Annotated in this window: 16 protein-coding genes and 2 pseudogenes; 16 read left to right on the top strand and 2 right to left on the bottom strand. The window is 72.1% G+C overall.

From position 1 onward, the window contains the following. Positions 1 to 22: 22 nt before the first annotated feature. From argG to AB0J69_RS33480, 3 genes are all read left to right on the top strand, one after another. A complete protein-coding gene (argG, locus tag AB0J69_RS33490) occupies positions 23 to 1,471 on the top strand; it encodes an argininosuccinate synthase (protein ID WP_364125551.1) in 1,449 nt (482 codons plus the stop codon). Between the two features lie 252 nt (positions 1,472 to 1,723). Continuing rightward, entirely contained in the window at positions 1,724 to 2,608 is an 885-nt protein-coding gene (locus AB0J69_RS33485) for a hypothetical protein (RefSeq protein ID WP_364125549.1), read from the top strand. Positions 2,609 to 2,814: 206 nt separating this feature from the next. Continuing rightward, a complete protein-coding gene (locus AB0J69_RS33480; RefSeq protein ID WP_364125546.1) occupies positions 2,815 to 3,624 on the top strand; it encodes an SAM-dependent methyltransferase in 810 nt (269 codons plus the stop codon). Between the two features lie 18 nt (positions 3,625 to 3,642). Here AB0J69_RS33480 and AB0J69_RS33475 read toward each other — a convergent pair whose 3' ends face one another. Further along, positions 3,643 to 4,623 carry a YafY family protein gene (locus AB0J69_RS33475; protein ID WP_364125543.1) on the bottom strand — a complete coding sequence of 327 codons (981 nt, stop codon included), beginning with the start codon at positions 4,621 to 4,623 and terminating at the stop codon, positions 3,643 to 3,645. Positions 4,624 to 4,685: 62 nt separating this feature from the next. Between AB0J69_RS33475 and AB0J69_RS33470 the strand changes: the two genes are divergently transcribed. The 6 genes and pseudogenes from AB0J69_RS33470 to AB0J69_RS33445 all read left to right on the top strand — a co-directional run bounded on the left by AB0J69_RS33470 (position 4,686) and on the right by AB0J69_RS33445 (position 10,087). Beyond that, positions 4,686 to 5,273 carry a DinB family protein gene (locus tag AB0J69_RS33470; protein WP_364125541.1) on the top strand — a complete coding sequence of 196 codons (588 nt, stop codon included), beginning with the start codon at positions 4,686 to 4,688 and terminating at the stop codon, positions 5,271 to 5,273. Further along, positions 5,270 to 5,731 (top strand): VOC family protein, encoded by a 462-nt coding sequence (locus AB0J69_RS33465; protein WP_364125538.1) that lies wholly within the window; start codon positions 5,270 to 5,272, stop codon positions 5,729 to 5,731. The genes AB0J69_RS33470 and AB0J69_RS33465 overlap by 4 nt, the downstream gene beginning before the upstream one ends. Before the next feature lie 215 nt (positions 5,732 to 5,946). After that, a pseudogene (locus AB0J69_RS33460) lies at positions 5,947 to 6,210 on the top strand (Dabb family protein); the annotation flags it as partial. 270 nt (positions 6,211 to 6,480) lie between these two features. Next, a complete protein-coding gene (locus AB0J69_RS33455) occupies positions 6,481 to 6,933 on the top strand; it encodes a (2Fe-2S)-binding protein (RefSeq protein ID WP_364125757.1) in 453 nt (150 codons plus the stop codon). Then, positions 6,930 to 7,913, top strand: a complete 984-nt coding sequence (locus AB0J69_RS33450; RefSeq protein WP_364125535.1) for a xanthine dehydrogenase family protein subunit M — start codon at positions 6,930 to 6,932, stop codon at positions 7,911 to 7,913. The genes AB0J69_RS33455 and AB0J69_RS33450 overlap by 4 nt, the downstream gene beginning before the upstream one ends. Further along, positions 7,910 to 10,087, top strand: a complete 2,178-nt coding sequence (locus tag AB0J69_RS33445) for a xanthine dehydrogenase family protein molybdopterin-binding subunit (protein WP_364125532.1) — start codon at positions 7,910 to 7,912, stop codon at positions 10,085 to 10,087. The genes AB0J69_RS33450 and AB0J69_RS33445 overlap by 4 nt, the downstream gene beginning before the upstream one ends. A 70-nt stretch (positions 10,088 to 10,157) precedes the next feature. Here the strand turns inward: AB0J69_RS33445 and AB0J69_RS33440 are convergent, their stop codons facing one another. After that, positions 10,158 to 10,862: a TetR/AcrR family transcriptional regulator gene (locus AB0J69_RS33440; RefSeq protein ID WP_364125530.1), complete on the bottom strand. Its 705-nt coding sequence runs from the start codon at positions 10,860 to 10,862 to the stop codon at positions 10,158 to 10,160. Between the two features lie 125 nt (positions 10,863 to 10,987). Between AB0J69_RS33440 and AB0J69_RS33435 the strand changes: the two genes are divergently transcribed. The 7 genes and pseudogenes from AB0J69_RS33435 (at position 10,988) to AB0J69_RS33405 (ending at position 16,061) form a co-directional block, all read left to right on the top strand. Beyond that, positions 10,988 to 11,896: an NAD-dependent epimerase/dehydratase family protein gene (locus tag AB0J69_RS33435; RefSeq protein ID WP_364125527.1), complete on the top strand. Its 909-nt coding sequence runs from the start codon at positions 10,988 to 10,990 to the stop codon at positions 11,894 to 11,896. A 106-nt stretch (positions 11,897 to 12,002) separates the two neighbouring features. Continuing rightward, positions 12,003 to 12,413: an ATP-binding protein gene (locus tag AB0J69_RS33430; RefSeq protein ID WP_364125524.1), complete on the top strand. Its 411-nt coding sequence runs from the start codon at positions 12,003 to 12,005 to the stop codon at positions 12,411 to 12,413. A gap of 141 nt (positions 12,414 to 12,554) precedes the next feature. Beyond that, on the top strand, positions 12,555 to 12,908 hold the full coding sequence (locus AB0J69_RS33425; RefSeq protein WP_364125522.1) for a hypothetical protein: 354 nt from the start codon (positions 12,555 to 12,557) through the stop codon (positions 12,906 to 12,908). After that, positions 12,905 to 13,204 (top strand): annotated as a pseudogene (locus AB0J69_RS33420) (DUF3237 domain-containing protein); the annotation flags it as partial. The gene AB0J69_RS33425 and the pseudogene AB0J69_RS33420, both read left to right, overlap by 4 nt. A 172-nt stretch (positions 13,205 to 13,376) precedes the next feature. Beyond that, complete coding sequence (locus AB0J69_RS33415) at positions 13,377 to 13,946, top strand: CocE/NonD family hydrolase (RefSeq protein WP_364125755.1); 570 nt, start codon at positions 13,377 to 13,379, stop codon at positions 13,944 to 13,946. Between the two features lie 73 nt (positions 13,947 to 14,019). Continuing rightward, a complete protein-coding gene (locus tag AB0J69_RS33410) occupies positions 14,020 to 14,886 on the top strand; it encodes a sulfotransferase (protein ID WP_364125519.1) in 867 nt (288 codons plus the stop codon). Beyond that, positions 14,883 to 16,061 (top strand): glycosyltransferase family 4 protein, encoded by a 1,179-nt coding sequence (locus tag AB0J69_RS33405; RefSeq protein ID WP_364125516.1) that lies wholly within the window; start codon positions 14,883 to 14,885, stop codon positions 16,059 to 16,061. The genes AB0J69_RS33410 and AB0J69_RS33405 overlap by 4 nt, the downstream gene beginning before the upstream one ends. The last annotated feature ends 134 nt before the right edge of the window (positions 16,062 to 16,195 follow it).

Raw genomic sequence — 16,195 nt, 5'->3', positions numbered from 1 at the left:
TCTTATGTATATACTTCTACTCGTGTCCAAGATGCTCACCTCCCTCCCTGTCGGCGAACGCGTCGGGATCGCCTTCTCCGGCGGCCTCGACACCTCTGTGGCGGTCGCCTGGATGCGCGAGAAGGGTGCCGTGCCGTGCACCTACACCGCCGACATCGGCCAGTACGACGAGCCCGACATCGCCTCGGTGCCCGGGCGCGCCACGGCGTACGGCGCGGAGGTCGCCCGGCTGGTCGACTGCCGGGCCGCCCTCGTCGAGGAGGGGCTCGCGGCCCTGGCCTGCGGGGCGTTCCACATCCGCTCCGGCGGCCGGACCTACTTCAACACCACCCCGCTCGGGCGGGCCGTCACCGGCACCCTGCTGGTGCGCGCGATGCTCGACGACGGCGTGCTGATCTGGGGTGACGGCTCGACCTTCAAGGGCAACGACATCGAGCGGTTCTACCGTTACGGCCTGCTGGCGAACCCGTCCCTGCGGATCTACAAGCCGTGGCTCGACGCCGACTTCGTCAGCGAGCTCGGCGGCCGCAAGGAGATGTCCGAGTGGCTGCTCGCCCGTGGCCTGCCCTACCGGTCCAGCACGGAGAAGGCCTACTCCACCGACGCCAACATCTGGGGCGCGACCCACGAGGCCAAGTCGCTCGAGCACCTCGACGCCGGCATCGAGATCGTCGAGCCGATCATGGGCGTGCGGTTCTGGGACCCCGAGGTCGAGATCCCCGCTGAAGACGTCACGATCGGTTTCGAGCAGGGGCGGCCGGTGACGATCAACGGCAAGGAGTTCGCCTCGGCGATCGACCTGGTCCTGGAGGCCAACGCCATCGGCGGCCGGCACGGCCTGGGCATGTCCGACCAGATCGAGAACCGGATCATCGAGGCCAAGAGCCGGGGCATCTACGAGGCGCCGGGCATGGCGCTGCTGCACGCGGCCTACGAGCGGCTGGTCAACGCCATCCACAACGAGGACACCCTGGCCGGCTACCACACCGAGGGGCGGAAGCTGGGCCGGCTGCTGTACGAGGGCCGCTGGCTCGACCCGCAGGCGCTGATGGTGCGCGAGTCGCTGCAGCGCTGGGTCGGGGCGGCCGTCACCGGCGAGGTGACGCTGCGGCTGCGGCGCGGCGAGGACTACTCGATCCTGGACACCTCGGGGCCGGCGTTCAGCTACCACCCGGACAAGCTGTCGATGGAGCGCACCGAGGACTCCGCCTTCGGGCCGCTCGACCGCATCGGCCAGCTCACCATGCGCAACCTCGACATCGCCGACTCCCGCGCGAAGCTGGAGCAGTACGCGGGGCTCGGCATGGTCGGCAGCCCGCACGCGACCCTGCTGGGCGCCACGCAGGCCGCGCCGACCGGGCTCATCGGCGCCATGCCCGAGGGCGGCGCCGAGGCGATCGCCTCCCGCGGCGAGGCCGCCGGGGACGACGAGCTGCTCGACCACGCGGCCATGGAGGCCGGCACCGACTGATCCCCGCCCTCCCGGGTCGGCACCGACTGACTCCCGCTCTCTCAGAGCGGCACCGGTCGACCGGTCCGATCCGGGGAAGCCGGTTCCGGCCCCCGTGAAGCCGGTTCCGGTCCCAGGAAAGCCGGTGCCGGTCCCAGGGAAGGCCGGTGCCGGCCCGTGAAAGCCGGTGTCGGCCATAGCGATGCCGGTGCCGGCCCTAGGGAAACGGCACTCCGCCGCTCTACCATGCGAGCAACGAGGCTGGAGTGCCGTATGCGAGTCCTGATCGTCGGAGTGGGCACCCGGGGTGACGTGGCCCCCTGCACCGGACTGGGCGTACGGTTACGCGACGCCGGCCACGGGGTGGCGGTCGCCGCGTACAGCCGGCAGGTCACCGACGGCATGCTCGAGGCCATGGGCGTGCCGAGCATGGGAGTGCACCTGCAGCCGGTGGAGCCGGCCGGCGACTTCCCCCCGGCCATCAGCGCCTTCGGCCGCTCGCTGGGCAGGTGGGGGAACCGGACGGCGGGCCGGCTCGCGTTCCCCGTGCCGTCACCCGCGCACTCGGGGGCGGCCAGGAAGCTGCGCGCCCTGCTCGGGTCGCCGCCGATGACCTCGCGAGCCGTCTACCGGCGGCGCGAGGCCACCGGCCGGTCGGTCTTCCATGGCTACAGCCCGCTCGTGCTCCCCCGTCCCGCCGACTGGTGCGAGGGGCTGGAGGTGGCGGGCTACTGGTGGCCGGAGCGCCCGCCGGGCTGGGCGCCGGACGCGCCGCTGGGCGACTTCCTGGACGCGGGGCCGCCGCCGGTCCTCATCGGGTCCGGCAGCCAGACGGCCGGACGCGCCGACCACCTCACCGGCCTCGCCGGACGCGCCGACCACCTCACCGGCCTCGCGGTACGCGCGCTGCGGGAGGCCGAGCTCCGCGGCGCGCTCCGGACGGGCGCGCCCGGGCTCATCGAGGACCGCGTGCTGGGTGTCGGGGACGTGCGGCACCTGACCCCCGAACACCTGACCCCCGAGCGGCTGGCCACCGCGCTCCGAGCCGCCGTGACCGACCCCTCCTACCGGCGCAGGGCCGCGGAGCTCGGGGACCGGATCCCGGTGGAGGACGGCGCCGCCGCCGTGGCGTCTGCCGTGGACAAGCAGGCGGCCTGACGTGGGAAGCCGGTCTGGATACCTTGCCACGGTGATTCTGGTAACAAACATTTCCCAAGATAACCGGTCTATCGTGTTGTCATTGACTGGAATTGTTGGAACATATGGTTCGAGTCATCGAGTGAGGTCCATAGATCGCTAACCGAGAAAAGGTCGGCGGCGAGGGGAAAGGGGCAACGCTCATGCACCAGCGTGCTGTCCGAAACTTGGCCAAGCTCGAAACCACGCAGGCCAGAATCACGCGGATATTCGACGCGGCGGCCGGTGGCAAGAACAACTTCTTGGTCGACAAGGACACGGTACGCCATTTCGATCAAGCGGCCCCCGCCCTCACGACCGCGGCCCGCTCGGTGCTCGAGTTCCTCTCCCGGGTGATTAGCCATTTAGCCGCCGGCGAAGGCGTCGACCAATTCATGATCGTGGGCAGCGGGATCCCCAGCGGCCTTTCGGCGGGGCACCGCCTGCACGACATGGCGCGCAACGCCGCCGGCCCGGCCCCGCGGGTCCTGTACGTCGAGAGCAACCCGATGGTGGTGGCCATGGCCCAGGCCACCATCGAGCCCTTCACCGACCTGGTGCGCGTGGTGGAGGGCGACATCCGGGAGATCGACGAGATGCTCCGGGACCACGTGGTGCAGACGTTCCTCGACTGGGACCGGCCCATGGCCGTGCTGGTGCTGTCGGCCTACAGCATCGACGACGACGAGCACGCCCACTACGTCGTCAAGCGCATCCGGCACACGGCGCCGGCGGACAGCTTCCTCTGCCTGCTGCACACCACGTTCGACGGCATCCCGCCGGAGCTCCTGCCCGCCATCCGCGACCTGCTCGCCATGACCCTGCCCCATCTCGCGATCCGCTCCCGCGAGGAGGTGGCGGCCCTGCTCGAAGGGCTCGACCTGGTCGAACCCGGGCTGGTCTGGGTCCCCCAGTGGCGCCCCGCCGGCGGCGACCTCGCCTGCGGGGACGAGCCGAGCACGTCGGGCAACTACGGGGCCGTGGCCCGCATCCCCTGACCCGGCCGGGTCCGCGGCTCACAACCCCTCCGCGCCGGCACCGGCCGACAGCAGCTTCCCGGCCAGCTCGCGGCAGCGCCCCCGGAGCTCCGGCGGGTCGAGCACCTCGAAGTCGTGCCCCAGCAGGAGCATGTAGACCAGCACGCGGTCGAGGCTGCCGGCGCCGCTGAGCACCTCGCAGCGCTCGCTCCCGCGCTCCCGTACGACGCCCGCCGACGCCGAGATCTGCGCGCGTACCGTGTCGGCCGGCGCGTGCACCAGGAAGCGCGCCTGGTGCGGGTAGACCCGGCTGGCCACGTTCTCCTGCACGTACGCCGCCGCGTCGGGCGCCGCGCGCGGGCTGAAACGCCAGGTCCGTGCGATCACCCCGGTCATCCGGTCCACGCGGAAGTTGCGCCAGTCGTCGCGGTCGAGGTCGTAGGCGAGCAAGTACCAGCGCCGGTCGGAGGCCACCAGCCGGTAGGGCTCGACCCGCCGCTGTCGAACCTCTCCCCCCGACGGGTAGTCGAAGGCGGCCTCGACCTCGTCGCGGCAGGCCCTGGCCAGCGTCATGAGCACCTCGGGGTCGACCGGCGTGCGGCCGCCGCCGAAGGACTCCACCGAGCCGGAGAGCGCGCGCACCTCGTGCCGCAGCCGGACCGGCAGCACCCGGTCGAGCTTGGTCAGCGCCCGCAGCGCGGCGTCGCCGGCGCCGGCGACCGCGCCACCCGCCCCGGCGAGCAGCGAGACCGCGGTGGCGATCGCCTCCTCGTCGTCGAGCAGCAGCGGCGGCAGGTCCTGCCCCGGGCCGAGCTGGTAGCCGCCGCCGACGCCCTGGCCGGAATGCACCGGATAGCCGAGCGCGCGCAGCCGCTCGACGTCGCGGCGCACCGTGCGCGACGTGACCCCGAGCCGGTCGGCGAGCTCGGGGCCGGTCCAGACCTGGCGCTGCTGCAGCAGCCCGAGCAGGGTGAGCACCCGCTCCGTCGTGCCCCGCTCGTCACCGTTCGCCGCTCGCATGTCACTCACCTTGCCAGAGATAGCGGACCGATCCTGTCCGCCATGGGTGTGAGAGTGGCTCCATGGACGCAGACGAACTCGACTGGAACCGGACACTGCGCGAGCAGTTCGAGTTCCACTGGAGCCATCAGCTCCGGGCCAGGCTCGACGGCCTCACCGACGACGAGTACTTCTGGTCACCGGTACCGGAGGCCTGGAGCGTGCGGCCGCGCGGCAGCTCGACCGCTCCCGTGCAGGTCGGTGCCGGGGACTTCACGATCGACTACGCCCACCCCGAGCCGGTCCCCGCGGCCTTCACCACGATCGCCTGGCGGCTCGGTCACGTCGTCGTCGGCGTGCTCGCCGCGCGGAACGCGGCCCACTTCGGCGCGCCGGCGGCGTCGTACGAGAGCTGGGAGTACGCCGGCAGCGCGGCCACCGCGCTCCGCCAACTCGAAACCCAGCTCGACCGCTGGCTGGCGGGGGTGCGCGGCCTCGGCGAGGCCGCGCTCCGGGCACCGGTCGGCGAGAAGGAGCCCTACCCCGACGCGCCGATGGCCGATCTGGTGCTGCACGTCAACCGCGAGCTGATCCACCATCTGTCAGAGGTCTGCCTGCTGCGCGACCTCTACCTGCACACGAACACCCCGACGAACGGAGCAACCCGATGAGCCGGCACATCCAGGTCACCTTCGACGCCCACGACCCGCAGGCGCTGTCGTCCTTCTGGCGCGACGTCCTGGGCTACGTCCACCCCGGCCCGCCCGGGGTCGACCTTGCCGAGGGCGCCGACCCGCTGGCCGCGTGGGACGACTTCCTCGAGCGGGTCGGCGTGCCGAAGGAGCAGCGCAATACGAGGTCGGCCATCGAGGACCCGGACGGGCACGGCCCCCGGCTGTTCTTCCAGCAGGTGCCGGAGGACAAGGTGACCAAGAACCGCGTCCACCTCGACGTCCGCGCGGCTCCCGGGCTGCAGGGGGACGAGCGGATGGCCGCGCTGGAGTCCGAGTGCGAGCGGCTCGTCGCGCTGGGGGCGACGCGGATCCGCCGCCACGAGCCCGAGCCCCCGATGAGCGGCGGGTTCATCGTGATGGCCGACCCCGAGGGCAACGAGTTCTGCCTGGACTGACGCTCCCGGACACACGAGCTCGCGCCCCCGGGATGACACTGCGCTAACACATTCCCGTTAGCACTGGTTGACAATGGATACTTGATAACGGAATACTGCTACCAACGCTAGCGGCGCATCGCCCGCTCGCCCGAGAAGGCGCCTGCACCCGGCTGATCCACACCGCAGGGGCTTTCGCATGCCGCCAGATCGATCCGTACGAAGAAGGGAGCGAGATGATCTACCACGGCAGCCGGTTCACCTTCAGGCCGGATACAACACCGCGGCAGCGGGCGGAGGCTCTCGAAAGCCTGCGTGACCAGGGCAGGGTCATCCCGTCGGTGAGATCCTTCGCCGTCGGCCGCGACGGGAGCGGTGCGTACGAGTGGGGCGCCATCTTCGTGATCGAAGACCTGGACGGCTACCGCGAGTATCTGACGCATCCCGCGCGCCGCCGCGCCGACCGGACCGCACTGCCGCTGGTCGAGGACGTCGTCTCCTTCGATCTGACCGACGACCCGGATCCGGGGACGGCAGCGAGGATCGCCGAACTGCGTCAACGCCTCCTGGAGCCGCCGGCGGAGCACGATCCCTTATCCGAGGGGCCCGTGCACACCCGCCGGACCGTGCTCAAGGCCATCGCGGTGACCGCGGCGGGGACGGCCGCGGCCGGGGGGACGGGCATCGCCGCCGCTCCCGCTGCCGCGGCTCCCCAGACCGCCGCCGCCCAGGCGTACGCCGTCGCCCCCGGGGCGTCGGTGGAGGTCGCCATGACGGTCAACGGGCAGCTGCGCAAGGTCGTCCTCGAACCGAGGGTGACGCTGCTGGACGCGTTGCGCGAGCGGCTGAGCCTGACCGGCACCAAGAAGGGCTGTGACCGGGGCGAGTGCGGGGCGTGCACGGTGCTGGTCGACGGCGAGCGGGTCAAGTCGTGCCTGACGCTGGCGGTGATGCGGCAGGGCGCCGAGGTCACCACGGTGGAGGGGCTGGCGCGGGGCGAGGAGTTGCACCCGGTGCAGGAGGCGTTCATCCGGCACGACGCGTTCCAGTGCGGGGCGTGCACTCCCGGTCAGCTCATGTCCGCCGTGGCCTGCATCGACGAGGGGCATGCGGGTTCCGAGGCGGAGATCCGCGAGTGGATGAGCGGGAACCTGTGCCGGTGCGCGGCGTACCAGAACATCGTCGCCGCCGTCGCCGACGCCGCGAAGGAGGTACGGCGATGAGGGCCTTCGGTTACACGGTCGCGGGCAGCCCGGCCGAGGCGGTACGGATCGCCGCGAGCACCCCCGAATCGACCTTCGTGGCGGGCGGCACCGATCTGCTGAACCTGATGCGGGACGGCGCGGAGGCCCATGACCACCTGGTCGACGTCAACCGCCTCGGCACCGACGATGTCACCGTCGACTCCAGGCGCTTGCGCGTCGGAGGGTCGGCCAGGATGCGCCAGGTCGCCGAGCACCCCAGGGTCCGGCGGGAGTTCCCCGTGCTGTCGGAGGCGCTGCTGGCCTCGGCCTCCCCTCAGGTACGGAACATGGCCTCGATCGGCGGGAACCTGTTGCAGCGCACGAGGTGCGGGTATTTCCGGGACGCGGCCTCGGCGTGCAACAAGCGGGTCCCGGGCAGCGGTTGCCCGGCGATCACGGGGCACAACCGGGGACACGCGATCCTGGGCGGGAGCGACCACTGCATCGCCACGCACCCTTCGGACCTGGCGGTGGCGCTGGTCGCGCTGGACGCGACCGTGCACCTGCTCGGGCCGGGCGGCGAGCGGGCCGTCCCGATCGCCGACTTCCATCTCCTCCCCGGGGCCACGCCGGACCGGGAGACCGCGATGCGGCCGGGCGAGCTGATCACCTGGGTGGACGTGCCGCGCACAGCCCTGGCCGGGGAGTCGCGCTACCTGAAGCTGCGCGACCGGGCCACGTTCGAGTTCGCGGTGGTGTCGGTGGCGGCGGCGCTGCGGACGAGGGGGCGCGTGGTGCAGGACGTACGGCTGGCGTTCGGCGGCGTGGGCACCCGCCCGTGGCGGGACACCCGGGTGGAGGCGGCGCTGCGGGGCCGGCCGCTCACCGGGCAGGCGATCGCCGAGGCGGGCCGGCTCCTGGTCAGGGACGCCGAGCCGTACGAAGGGAACAGGTTCAAGGTCGAGCTCGTCCAGCGGGCGCTGGTGAGCATCCTCAGCGATCTGGGAGGGCTTCGATGAGCGGGCTGGTGGGGCAGGGCGTGGCGCGGGTGGACGGCCGGGCGAAGGTCACCGGTGCGGCCCGCTACGCCGCGGACAACGAGGTGGCCGGTGTGCTGCACGGCTTCCTGGTGATGAGCACGATCGCCCGCGGCGAGGTCGTGGAGATCGACACCAGGGCGGCGCTGGCGCATCCCGGCGTCGTCGCGGTCTACACCCACGCCGACATGCCAAGGCTGAGACTGCCGAGCTTCCCCTACAACCGGCCTTTCATTCCCATGCAGGACACGCGGGTGCACCATCACGGGCAGCCGGTGGCCTACGTCCTGGCCCAGACCCTGGAGCAGGCGCAGGAGGCCGCGAACCTGGTGAAGGTGCGCTACCGGGCGGAGGATCCGGTCGCGCGGATGGCGGACGTGCTCGGCGAGGCGTTCCTGCCGGAGAAGTTCCGCAACAGGCCCAACGAGGCCGCCCGCGGCGACGCCACGGCGGCGCTCGAACAGGCCGAGGTGCGCATCGACCAGACCTACAGCAGCCCGATGCAGCACCACAACCCGATCGAACCGCACACCACCACCGCCGTCTGGGAGGACGGCACGCTGATCCTGTACGAGAGCACCCAGGGCGTGGTCTTCGCCCGTAACGCCGTGGCGTTCGCGTTCGGCAAGGGTCAGGAGAGCGTCAGGGTCATCTCGCCCTACCTGGGCGGTGGTTTCGGCGCCAAGGGCCCCACCTATCCGCACACGCTGCTCACCGCGGCGGCGGCGCAACTCGCCGGCCGGCCGGTGAAGCTGGTGCTGTCGCGCGCGCAGATGTACACCTCCAACGGTCACCGCGCCGAGTACCGCCACCACCTCCGGCTCGGCGCCACCCGGCAGGGCGCGCTGACCGCCATCGTCGACACCTCGACGGCACAGGTGACCCGCATCGACGAGAACATCTACAACGGCAGCGACTCCACGCTCCGCCTGTACGCCTGCCCGAACGTCCACGTGCGGCAGCTGGGCGTGCGGCTGGACCTGCCGACGTCGAGCTACATGCGCTCACCGGAGACGACCGCGCACTTCGGCCTCGAGACCGCCATGGACGAGCTGAGCTACGAGCTCGGCATCGACCCGATGGAACTCCGGATCCGCAACCACACCGAGGTCGACCAGCAGAGCGAGACCGGCCAGGCCTACGCCGGCAAGCAACTGCTGGAGTGCTACCGGGCCGCGGCCGAGGCGTTCGGCTGGGCCCGGCGCAGCCCCAGGCCGGGCACAACCAGGGACGGCGACGAGTACGTCGGGTGGGGCATGGCCACCGAGACCCACACCTACGGCTACATCCCGTCCCAGGTCCACCTCGCGATCGGCCCCGACGGGCGGGCCACCCTGCGGGCAGCCACCCAGGAGATCGGCACCGGCACCTACACCGTGCTCACCCAGGTCGTCGCCGAGGGGCTCGGCATGCCGCTCGGCCACGTCACGACGCTGCTCGGCGACACCACGTACCCCGACGCGTCCCTGTCGGCGGGGTCGTCCACGATGCCCAGCGTGGCCGGCCCGGCGGCCGACGCGGCGCGGCGCGCGCGGGACGCCGTGATCGCGCTCGCCGTCGGCGACCCGCGCTCCCCGCTGCACGGCGTGCCCGCCGAGGAGGTCGTGACCGAGAACGGCCACCTGTTCGCCCGGAACGACCGGGATCGCAGGGACACCTACCGCAACGTCGTGACCCGCCACGGCAGCTCCGTCGAGGTGACCGGACGCCAGGACAACACGGCCGGGCACTCGTTCGGCGCGGTGTTCCTGGAGGTACGGATCCAGCCGCGGCTGGGCAGGTTGCGCGTGACCCGTGTGGTGACCGCGCACGACCTGGGACGGGTGCTCAACCGCCGGACCGCGCGCGGGCAGGTCATCGGCGGCGTGACGTGGGGGATCGGCTTCGCGCTGATGGAGCACACGACGGTGGACCCGAACACGGCGCGGGTCGTCAACCCGAACCTGTCCACCTACCTGGTTCCGGTCTGCGCGGACACGCCGTCGGTGGAGGCGTTGTTCGTGGACCGGTCGGAGCCGGACGGCAAGCTGCTCGGGGTCCGCGGATTCGGCGAGACGCCGGGGACGGGCGTGCCCGCGGCCATCGGCAACGCGATCTACCACGCCATCGGCCGCCGCCTCAGGGACGTTCCCTTCACCCAGGACAAGCTGCTCTGATCACCGTACGCGCCGGCAGAGGGACGGACGCCCGGAGCCGACGTCCATCTGCCGGCGCCGGCCGGCCGGGTCAGCGGGCGGCGGGGGCGTGGTCCGCGGCGCGGTCGAGGAGCTCGTTCAGCAAGGCCCGCTCGCCCGGGCTGTACAGGTCCGCCACCTCGCCGAGGACGGCCTTCAAGGCCACGGCCCGCTGGGCCGCGCCGGGGACGCCGGCCGGGCCCGCCGTGGTGATCGACGCGATCATGGCCTCGCGCAGGCGGTCGGGGAGGGCCGGATCGCGCTCCTCGGGAGGAGTGCCGATGAGGTTGAGCGTGAGACCGACGCCGGCGGCGTGCACCATGCTGACGGCGGCCTCGACGCCGACGGAGAGCCGGCCGGCGACGGCGATGCGTCCGACCAGCATGCGCAGCCGCTCCAGCCCCTGCTCGGCGGCGCGGCTCCGGGACCCGGGCGTGGGCTGGCCGTACATGAGCAGGTAGTGGGCCGGGTTCTCCAGGCCGAAGCCGATGTGTGTGTCCCACCCGCGGCGCAGGTCGTCCACGGGGTCGTCGGAGAGCGTCTGGCCGTGCTTCTGCGCGAGGTAGCGTGCGAACCCGTCGGCCGCGACCGCTTCGAGCAGCCCGTTCATGTCGGTGAACAGGCGGTAGAGCGTGGGTGCCTGCACGCCGGCCGCCGCGCTGACGGTGCGCGTCGTCACTCCTTCGCGGCCTTTGTCCCGAAGCAGCTTGGTCGTGGCGTCGATGATGCGCCGCCGGACCTCTTCCCGATCACCCATGAATCGATGATAACCGGATGTCGATATCGGCTTTGCGCGTCCGGCTTTGCCGTAACGGCAAACGAAGTTGAGGCCGTTCCCCCTCCGGGCCGAAGCTCGTCCGACCCGAGCAGATGGGATATCGGATGAACGTCTTCGTCACCGGAGCGAGCGGCCTCATCGGCGGCACCGTCGCCATGCGCCTGCTGGCGGCCGGTCACACCGTCACCGGCCTGACCCGCGATCGCACCAAGGCCGCGGCCCTCGCCGGCCTGGGCATCGAGCCCGTGGTGGGCACGCTGGACGACGCCGGCGTGCTCGCCGGGCAGGCCGGCCGCGCCGACGCCGTCGTCAACGCGGCCGACAGCGATCACCGTCCGGCCGTCGAGACCCTCGTCGCCGCCCTGGCCGGCACCGGCAAGGCCCTGATCCACACCAGCGGCTCCAGCATCGTGGCCACCGGCACCACCGGGGAGCGGTCGGACGAGGTCTTCACCGAGGACGTCCTCGACTCCGGCTGGGTGCCCGACCACCCCCTCCGCACGGCGCGGCTGGACATCGACCGCCTGGTCCTGTCCGCCGCCGGCCGGGACGTGCGCTCCGCGGTCCTGTGCACCAGCCTGGTCTACGGGCGGGGCCGCGGCCTGGGGCGCGACAGCGTGCTGATCGCCGCCCTGGTCGGCCAGGCCCGCGCCGGCGGTGTCGTCCGGCACGTCGGCGCGGGCGCCAACCTCTGGTCGAACGTCCACGTCGACGACCTGGCCGACCTGTACCTGCTCGCCCTGGAGAAGTCCCCACCCGGCACCTTCTACTTCGTCGAGGGCGGCGAGGAGTCGTTCGGCGCGATGGCGGGGGCGATCGCCCGCTCCCTCGGCCTGCCGGGCCCGCGGTCATGGGACCCGGACGCGCCGGACAACGTCTGGAACCACGAATTCGCCCGGCACGCCCTGGGCTCGAACAGCCGCGTACGCGCCACCCGCGCCCGCGACCTGCTCGGCTGGCGTCCCCGGCACCGCTCCATCACCGCCTGGCTCGCCGCCGCGGACCTGGCCTGAGGATCTCTCCGCCGGAGATTTTCAAAGTGCGGATTCACAAAAGTGAAGGAGAGCGCTTATCGTGGGAATTGGGAGCGCTCCCAACCCCCCGAGAGATGTGATGCACATGCCCCTCCGCCCCGGGTCCCTGTCCGCCCCGCCGATCCGCACGGTCGAATACCTGTTGCCCTCCGTGCCCGCGGGTGTGGGCGAGGCGCGTTCCCTGGTCCGCGCGGATCTCACCCGCTGGGGCCTCACGAGCAGCGTGGACGACTGCCTGCTCATCGTCAGCGAACTGATCACGAACGTCGTCCGGCACGGCGGGTCGGCGTACGCGCTGCGCCTGGAGGACCGCGACGGCCGCCTCTACGGCGAGGTCTTCGACCCGGGCGGCGGCGTGCCCCGCCGGCGCTCCCCGGACGCCGACGCGATCTCGGGCCGGGGGCTGCAGATCGTCGCGGCGATCGCCGACGACTGGGGGGTCGCGGCGGCGGACGGCGGCAAGGTCGTGTGGTTCTCCGTCGGCTGCACCCCCTGACCACCCGCCTCAGGGCAGGTCGGACGGGCGGGCGCGCAGGATGCGGGTGAGCAGCCCGGTCAGCCGCTCGCGCTCGTCGTCGTCCAGGGACGCGAACCACTGCCGCTCCCTGAGGGCCTGATCGGCGACGCGGCGCGCGCCATGTACCCGATCGGCTCCAACGGCGCCTCCCAGGCGATCATCGACGCCCGGGTGCTGGCGCACGCGCCCGCCCACGACGACCTGGACGCGTACGAGGCGCAGCGGCGGCCCGCCACGACGGCGCTGCAACTGTCCAACCGGGAGATGGGCCCGGAGGTCGTCATGAAGCTGGCCCACGAGCGCGCGCCCGGCGGGTTCGACGACATCGAGCAGGTCGTCCCCTACGCGGAGCGTGCCGAGATCGCCGCCTCCTACAAGCGCACGGCCGGATTCGACCCGGCCGCGCTGAGCGAGCGCCCGTCCTGGGACGCCACCCGCACGTCCCGGAGCGCTGATCGGAGCCCGGCATCGTGAACCTCGAACCGCTCGCCACCTTCCACGTCGAGCTCGACCCCATCCTCGACCTCGGCGACTCGCACTGGGGCCGGCGCCGCGTCATCAACATCGTGGGCGGCAGGTTCGACGGCCCCCGCCTGTCGGGCGCCGTGCTGCCCGGCGGCGCCGACTGGCAGGTCCTGCACGCCGACGGCACGATCAGCATCGACACCCGCTACACGCTGCGCACCCACGACGGCGCGCTGCTCTACATCGCCACCAGCGGGGTCCGGTACGGCGCGCCGGAGGTGCTCGACCGGCTCGCGCGGGGCGAGGAGGTGGTGGCCTCCATGACGCCGCACGACTTCCACGACGGCCTCAAGTATCACGGCGGGGCGCTCGCGCTGGGCTCCGTGCTCAACCGGGGCGCGATGCAGGCGGCGCTCGGGCTGATGCACGCGGCGGAGGCGGGCGAGGACGTCGGGGCGGCGTTCGGCGCGCTACCACCTGCACGCCGGCGGCCTGCTCGCCCCCGAGCCGCCCGCCGCGGACGAGCCGGCCGCCTTCACCTTCGACCCGCGCGACCCGGTCCCGACCGTCGGCGGCCCGACGCTGCTGTCCGACCCGACGAACGCCGGCCCGCAGGACCAGCGCGACGTGGAGCTGCGGCCCGACGTGCTCTGCTACACCACCGAGGTGCTGGACTCCAACGTCGAGGTGACCGGGCCGGTGTCCGTGACCCTGCGCGCCGAGACCTCGGGGGCCGCCACGGACTGGACGGCCAAGCTGGTGAACGTCCATCCCGACGGCCGGGCGATGAGCGTGATCGACGGCATCGTACGCACCTCGACACCGTCCGGGACGTACACCGTCGATCTGGTCGCCACCAGCCAGGTCTTCAAGGCCGGCCACCGCATCCGGGTGGAGATCTCCAGCTCGAACTTCCCCCGCTTCGACCGCAACCCCGGGACCGGCCGCCCCGCCGCCCGAGCCGCCGAGGCCGACCTCGTCGTGCAGCACCAGCGGGTCTTCTCCTCCTCCTTCGTCACCCTGCCGCTCGTCCCCCGCGAGAGGTAGGCTCTGAGCTGCGAGGATTCCGATTCTCACGCTTCCAGCCAATTTCCAGGTACGACAGGTAACCTCACACGGCATGAAGTGGCAGCGCACATTCAACGGCGCGCTGGCCAGGTATACAGGATTCCAGGTCAACCGAGTAGGTAAAGCAGGACAAGCGGCGAAGGCGGTGCCGGAGAAGCGGCCGGAAACGCCTTTCCGGCCGCCGGCCGACCCGGAGACCGATCGCCTGCTGACGGCGCCGGTCTTCATCATCTCGCCGGTCCGGTCGGGCTCGACGCTGCTGCGGGCGATGCTGAACGCTCACCCGGACCTGCATGCTCCCCACGAGCTGCACGTACGCCGGCTGAGAGTGGAATTCGATACCTCGCTGGCCGAGAGGGCGATGGCGGCCCTGGGACACAACAAGGCCGACCTGGAGCATCTGCTCTGGGACCGGGTGCTCCACCGCGAGCTGGTACGCAGCGGCAAGCGGTTCATCGTGGAGAAGACCCCGGCCAACGCGTTCGCGTACGAGCGGCTGGCCGCGTGCTGGCCGGACGCCCGGTTCGTGTTCCTGCTGCGCCACCCCGCCTCGATCGCGACCTCCTGGCACGAGGCCAGCCCCGACAAACGCACCCCGGCCGAGGCCGCCGCCGACGCCCTGCGGTACATGAAGGCCGTGCAGCGGGCACGTACGGCGTTGCCCGGCCTGACCGTCCGCTACGAGGAGCTGACCGCCGAGCCCGAGAAGATCGGGCGTGGCATCTGCGACTTCCTCAAGCTGCCCTGGGCACCCGAGCTGCTCTCCTACGGCAAGCCGGAGGTCGTGACCAAGGGCCTGGGCGACTGGAAGGACAAGATCCAGTCGGGCACGGTGCAGCGGGGACGCGAGCTGCCCCGCCCGGAGGAGGTCCCCGACGTGCTGAAGAGCATGTGCCGGAGCTGGGGGTACCTCTCGTGAAGATCCGCTACATGCTCCTGCACGCCTACGGGATGGGCGGCACCATCCGCACCGTGGTCAACCAGGCCACCGCGATGGCGGAGGCGGGGCACGACGTCGAGATCGTCAGCGTCGTGCGCCGCCGGGACGAGCCGCAGTTCGCCATCGACCGGCGGATCACGCTCTCGGCGCTGGTGGACCAGCGCTCCGGCATCGAGGCCGACTCCCTGGCCCGCAAGGTGTGGCGGCGCGCCCGCGGCAAGATCGTCCCGTACGGCGAGTTCGCCGCCGAATACTTCACCGAGCGGGTGGAGTCGGCCGTCATCGACTACGTCTCCGGCCTGCGCGACGGCATCCTGGTCACCACCCGGCCCGCGCTCAACCTCATCTCGGCCCGCCGCGCCCCGTCCGGCGTCATCCGGGTCGCCCAGGAGCACATGAACGTGGCCTCCTACCACGAGGCCGTACGCGAGCAGATCGGCCGCCACTACGGCGCGTTCGACGCCATCGCCGTGCTGACCGAGACCAGCCGCCGCGAATACCACGCGCTGGTGCCTGGCACCCCGGTGGTGCGCATCCCCAACGCGGTCCACATGGACGGGCGCAAGCACTCCGACCAGAGCAACCCGCTGGTGATCGCGGTCGGCCGGCTGGTGCCCCAAAAGGGCTTCGACATGCTCATCCCCGCCTTCGGCGCCGCGACCCGCGAGCACCCCGGGTGGAAGCTGCGCATCTTCGGCACCGGGCCGTCGAAGGAGCGGCTGCAGGCCCGCATCGACGAGGCGGGCCTGGGCGATCGCATCCGGCTGATGGGCCGCAGCAACCGCATCCACGAGGAGCTGGCCAAGGCGTCGATCTACGCGCTGAGCTCGCGGATCGAGGGGCTGCCGATGGCGATGATCGAGGCCATGGGCCACGCCCTGCCGATCGTCGCCTTCGACTGCCCCACCGGCCCCGCCGACGTGCTCACCCCCGGCAAGGACGGGGTGCTGGTGCCGCCCCGCGACGTCGACGCGCTGGGCGAGGCGCTCGGGCGGGTGATGGCCGACCGTGAGCTGCGGCAGCGCATGGGCGCCGCGGCGGCGGAGACCGCCCACGGCTACACCCCGCACGTCGTCATGCCGCTCTGGAACGATCTGTTCACCGACCTGGCCGCCGGCCGGCCGATCGGCGACGGGTCCCGGACGGCCCCCTGACGGCCTTTCCGGCTCGGTCGGCGACGGGGCCCGCGCGGCCCGCTGACGGCCCTTTCCCGGCCGGGCTCCTCGGCCCCGGCCGGGCTCCTCGGGGGCCCGGCCGCTGCCTCAGCACGGCACCCCGCGCCGCCCGG

This window comes from Nonomuraea sp. NPDC049709, from assembly GCF_040674815.1.
In the GTDB taxonomy this organism is placed as follows: domain Bacteria; phylum Actinomycetota; class Actinomycetes; order Streptosporangiales; family Streptosporangiaceae; genus Nonomuraea.
This window is presented reverse-complemented; position numbering and strand designations above follow the sequence as displayed.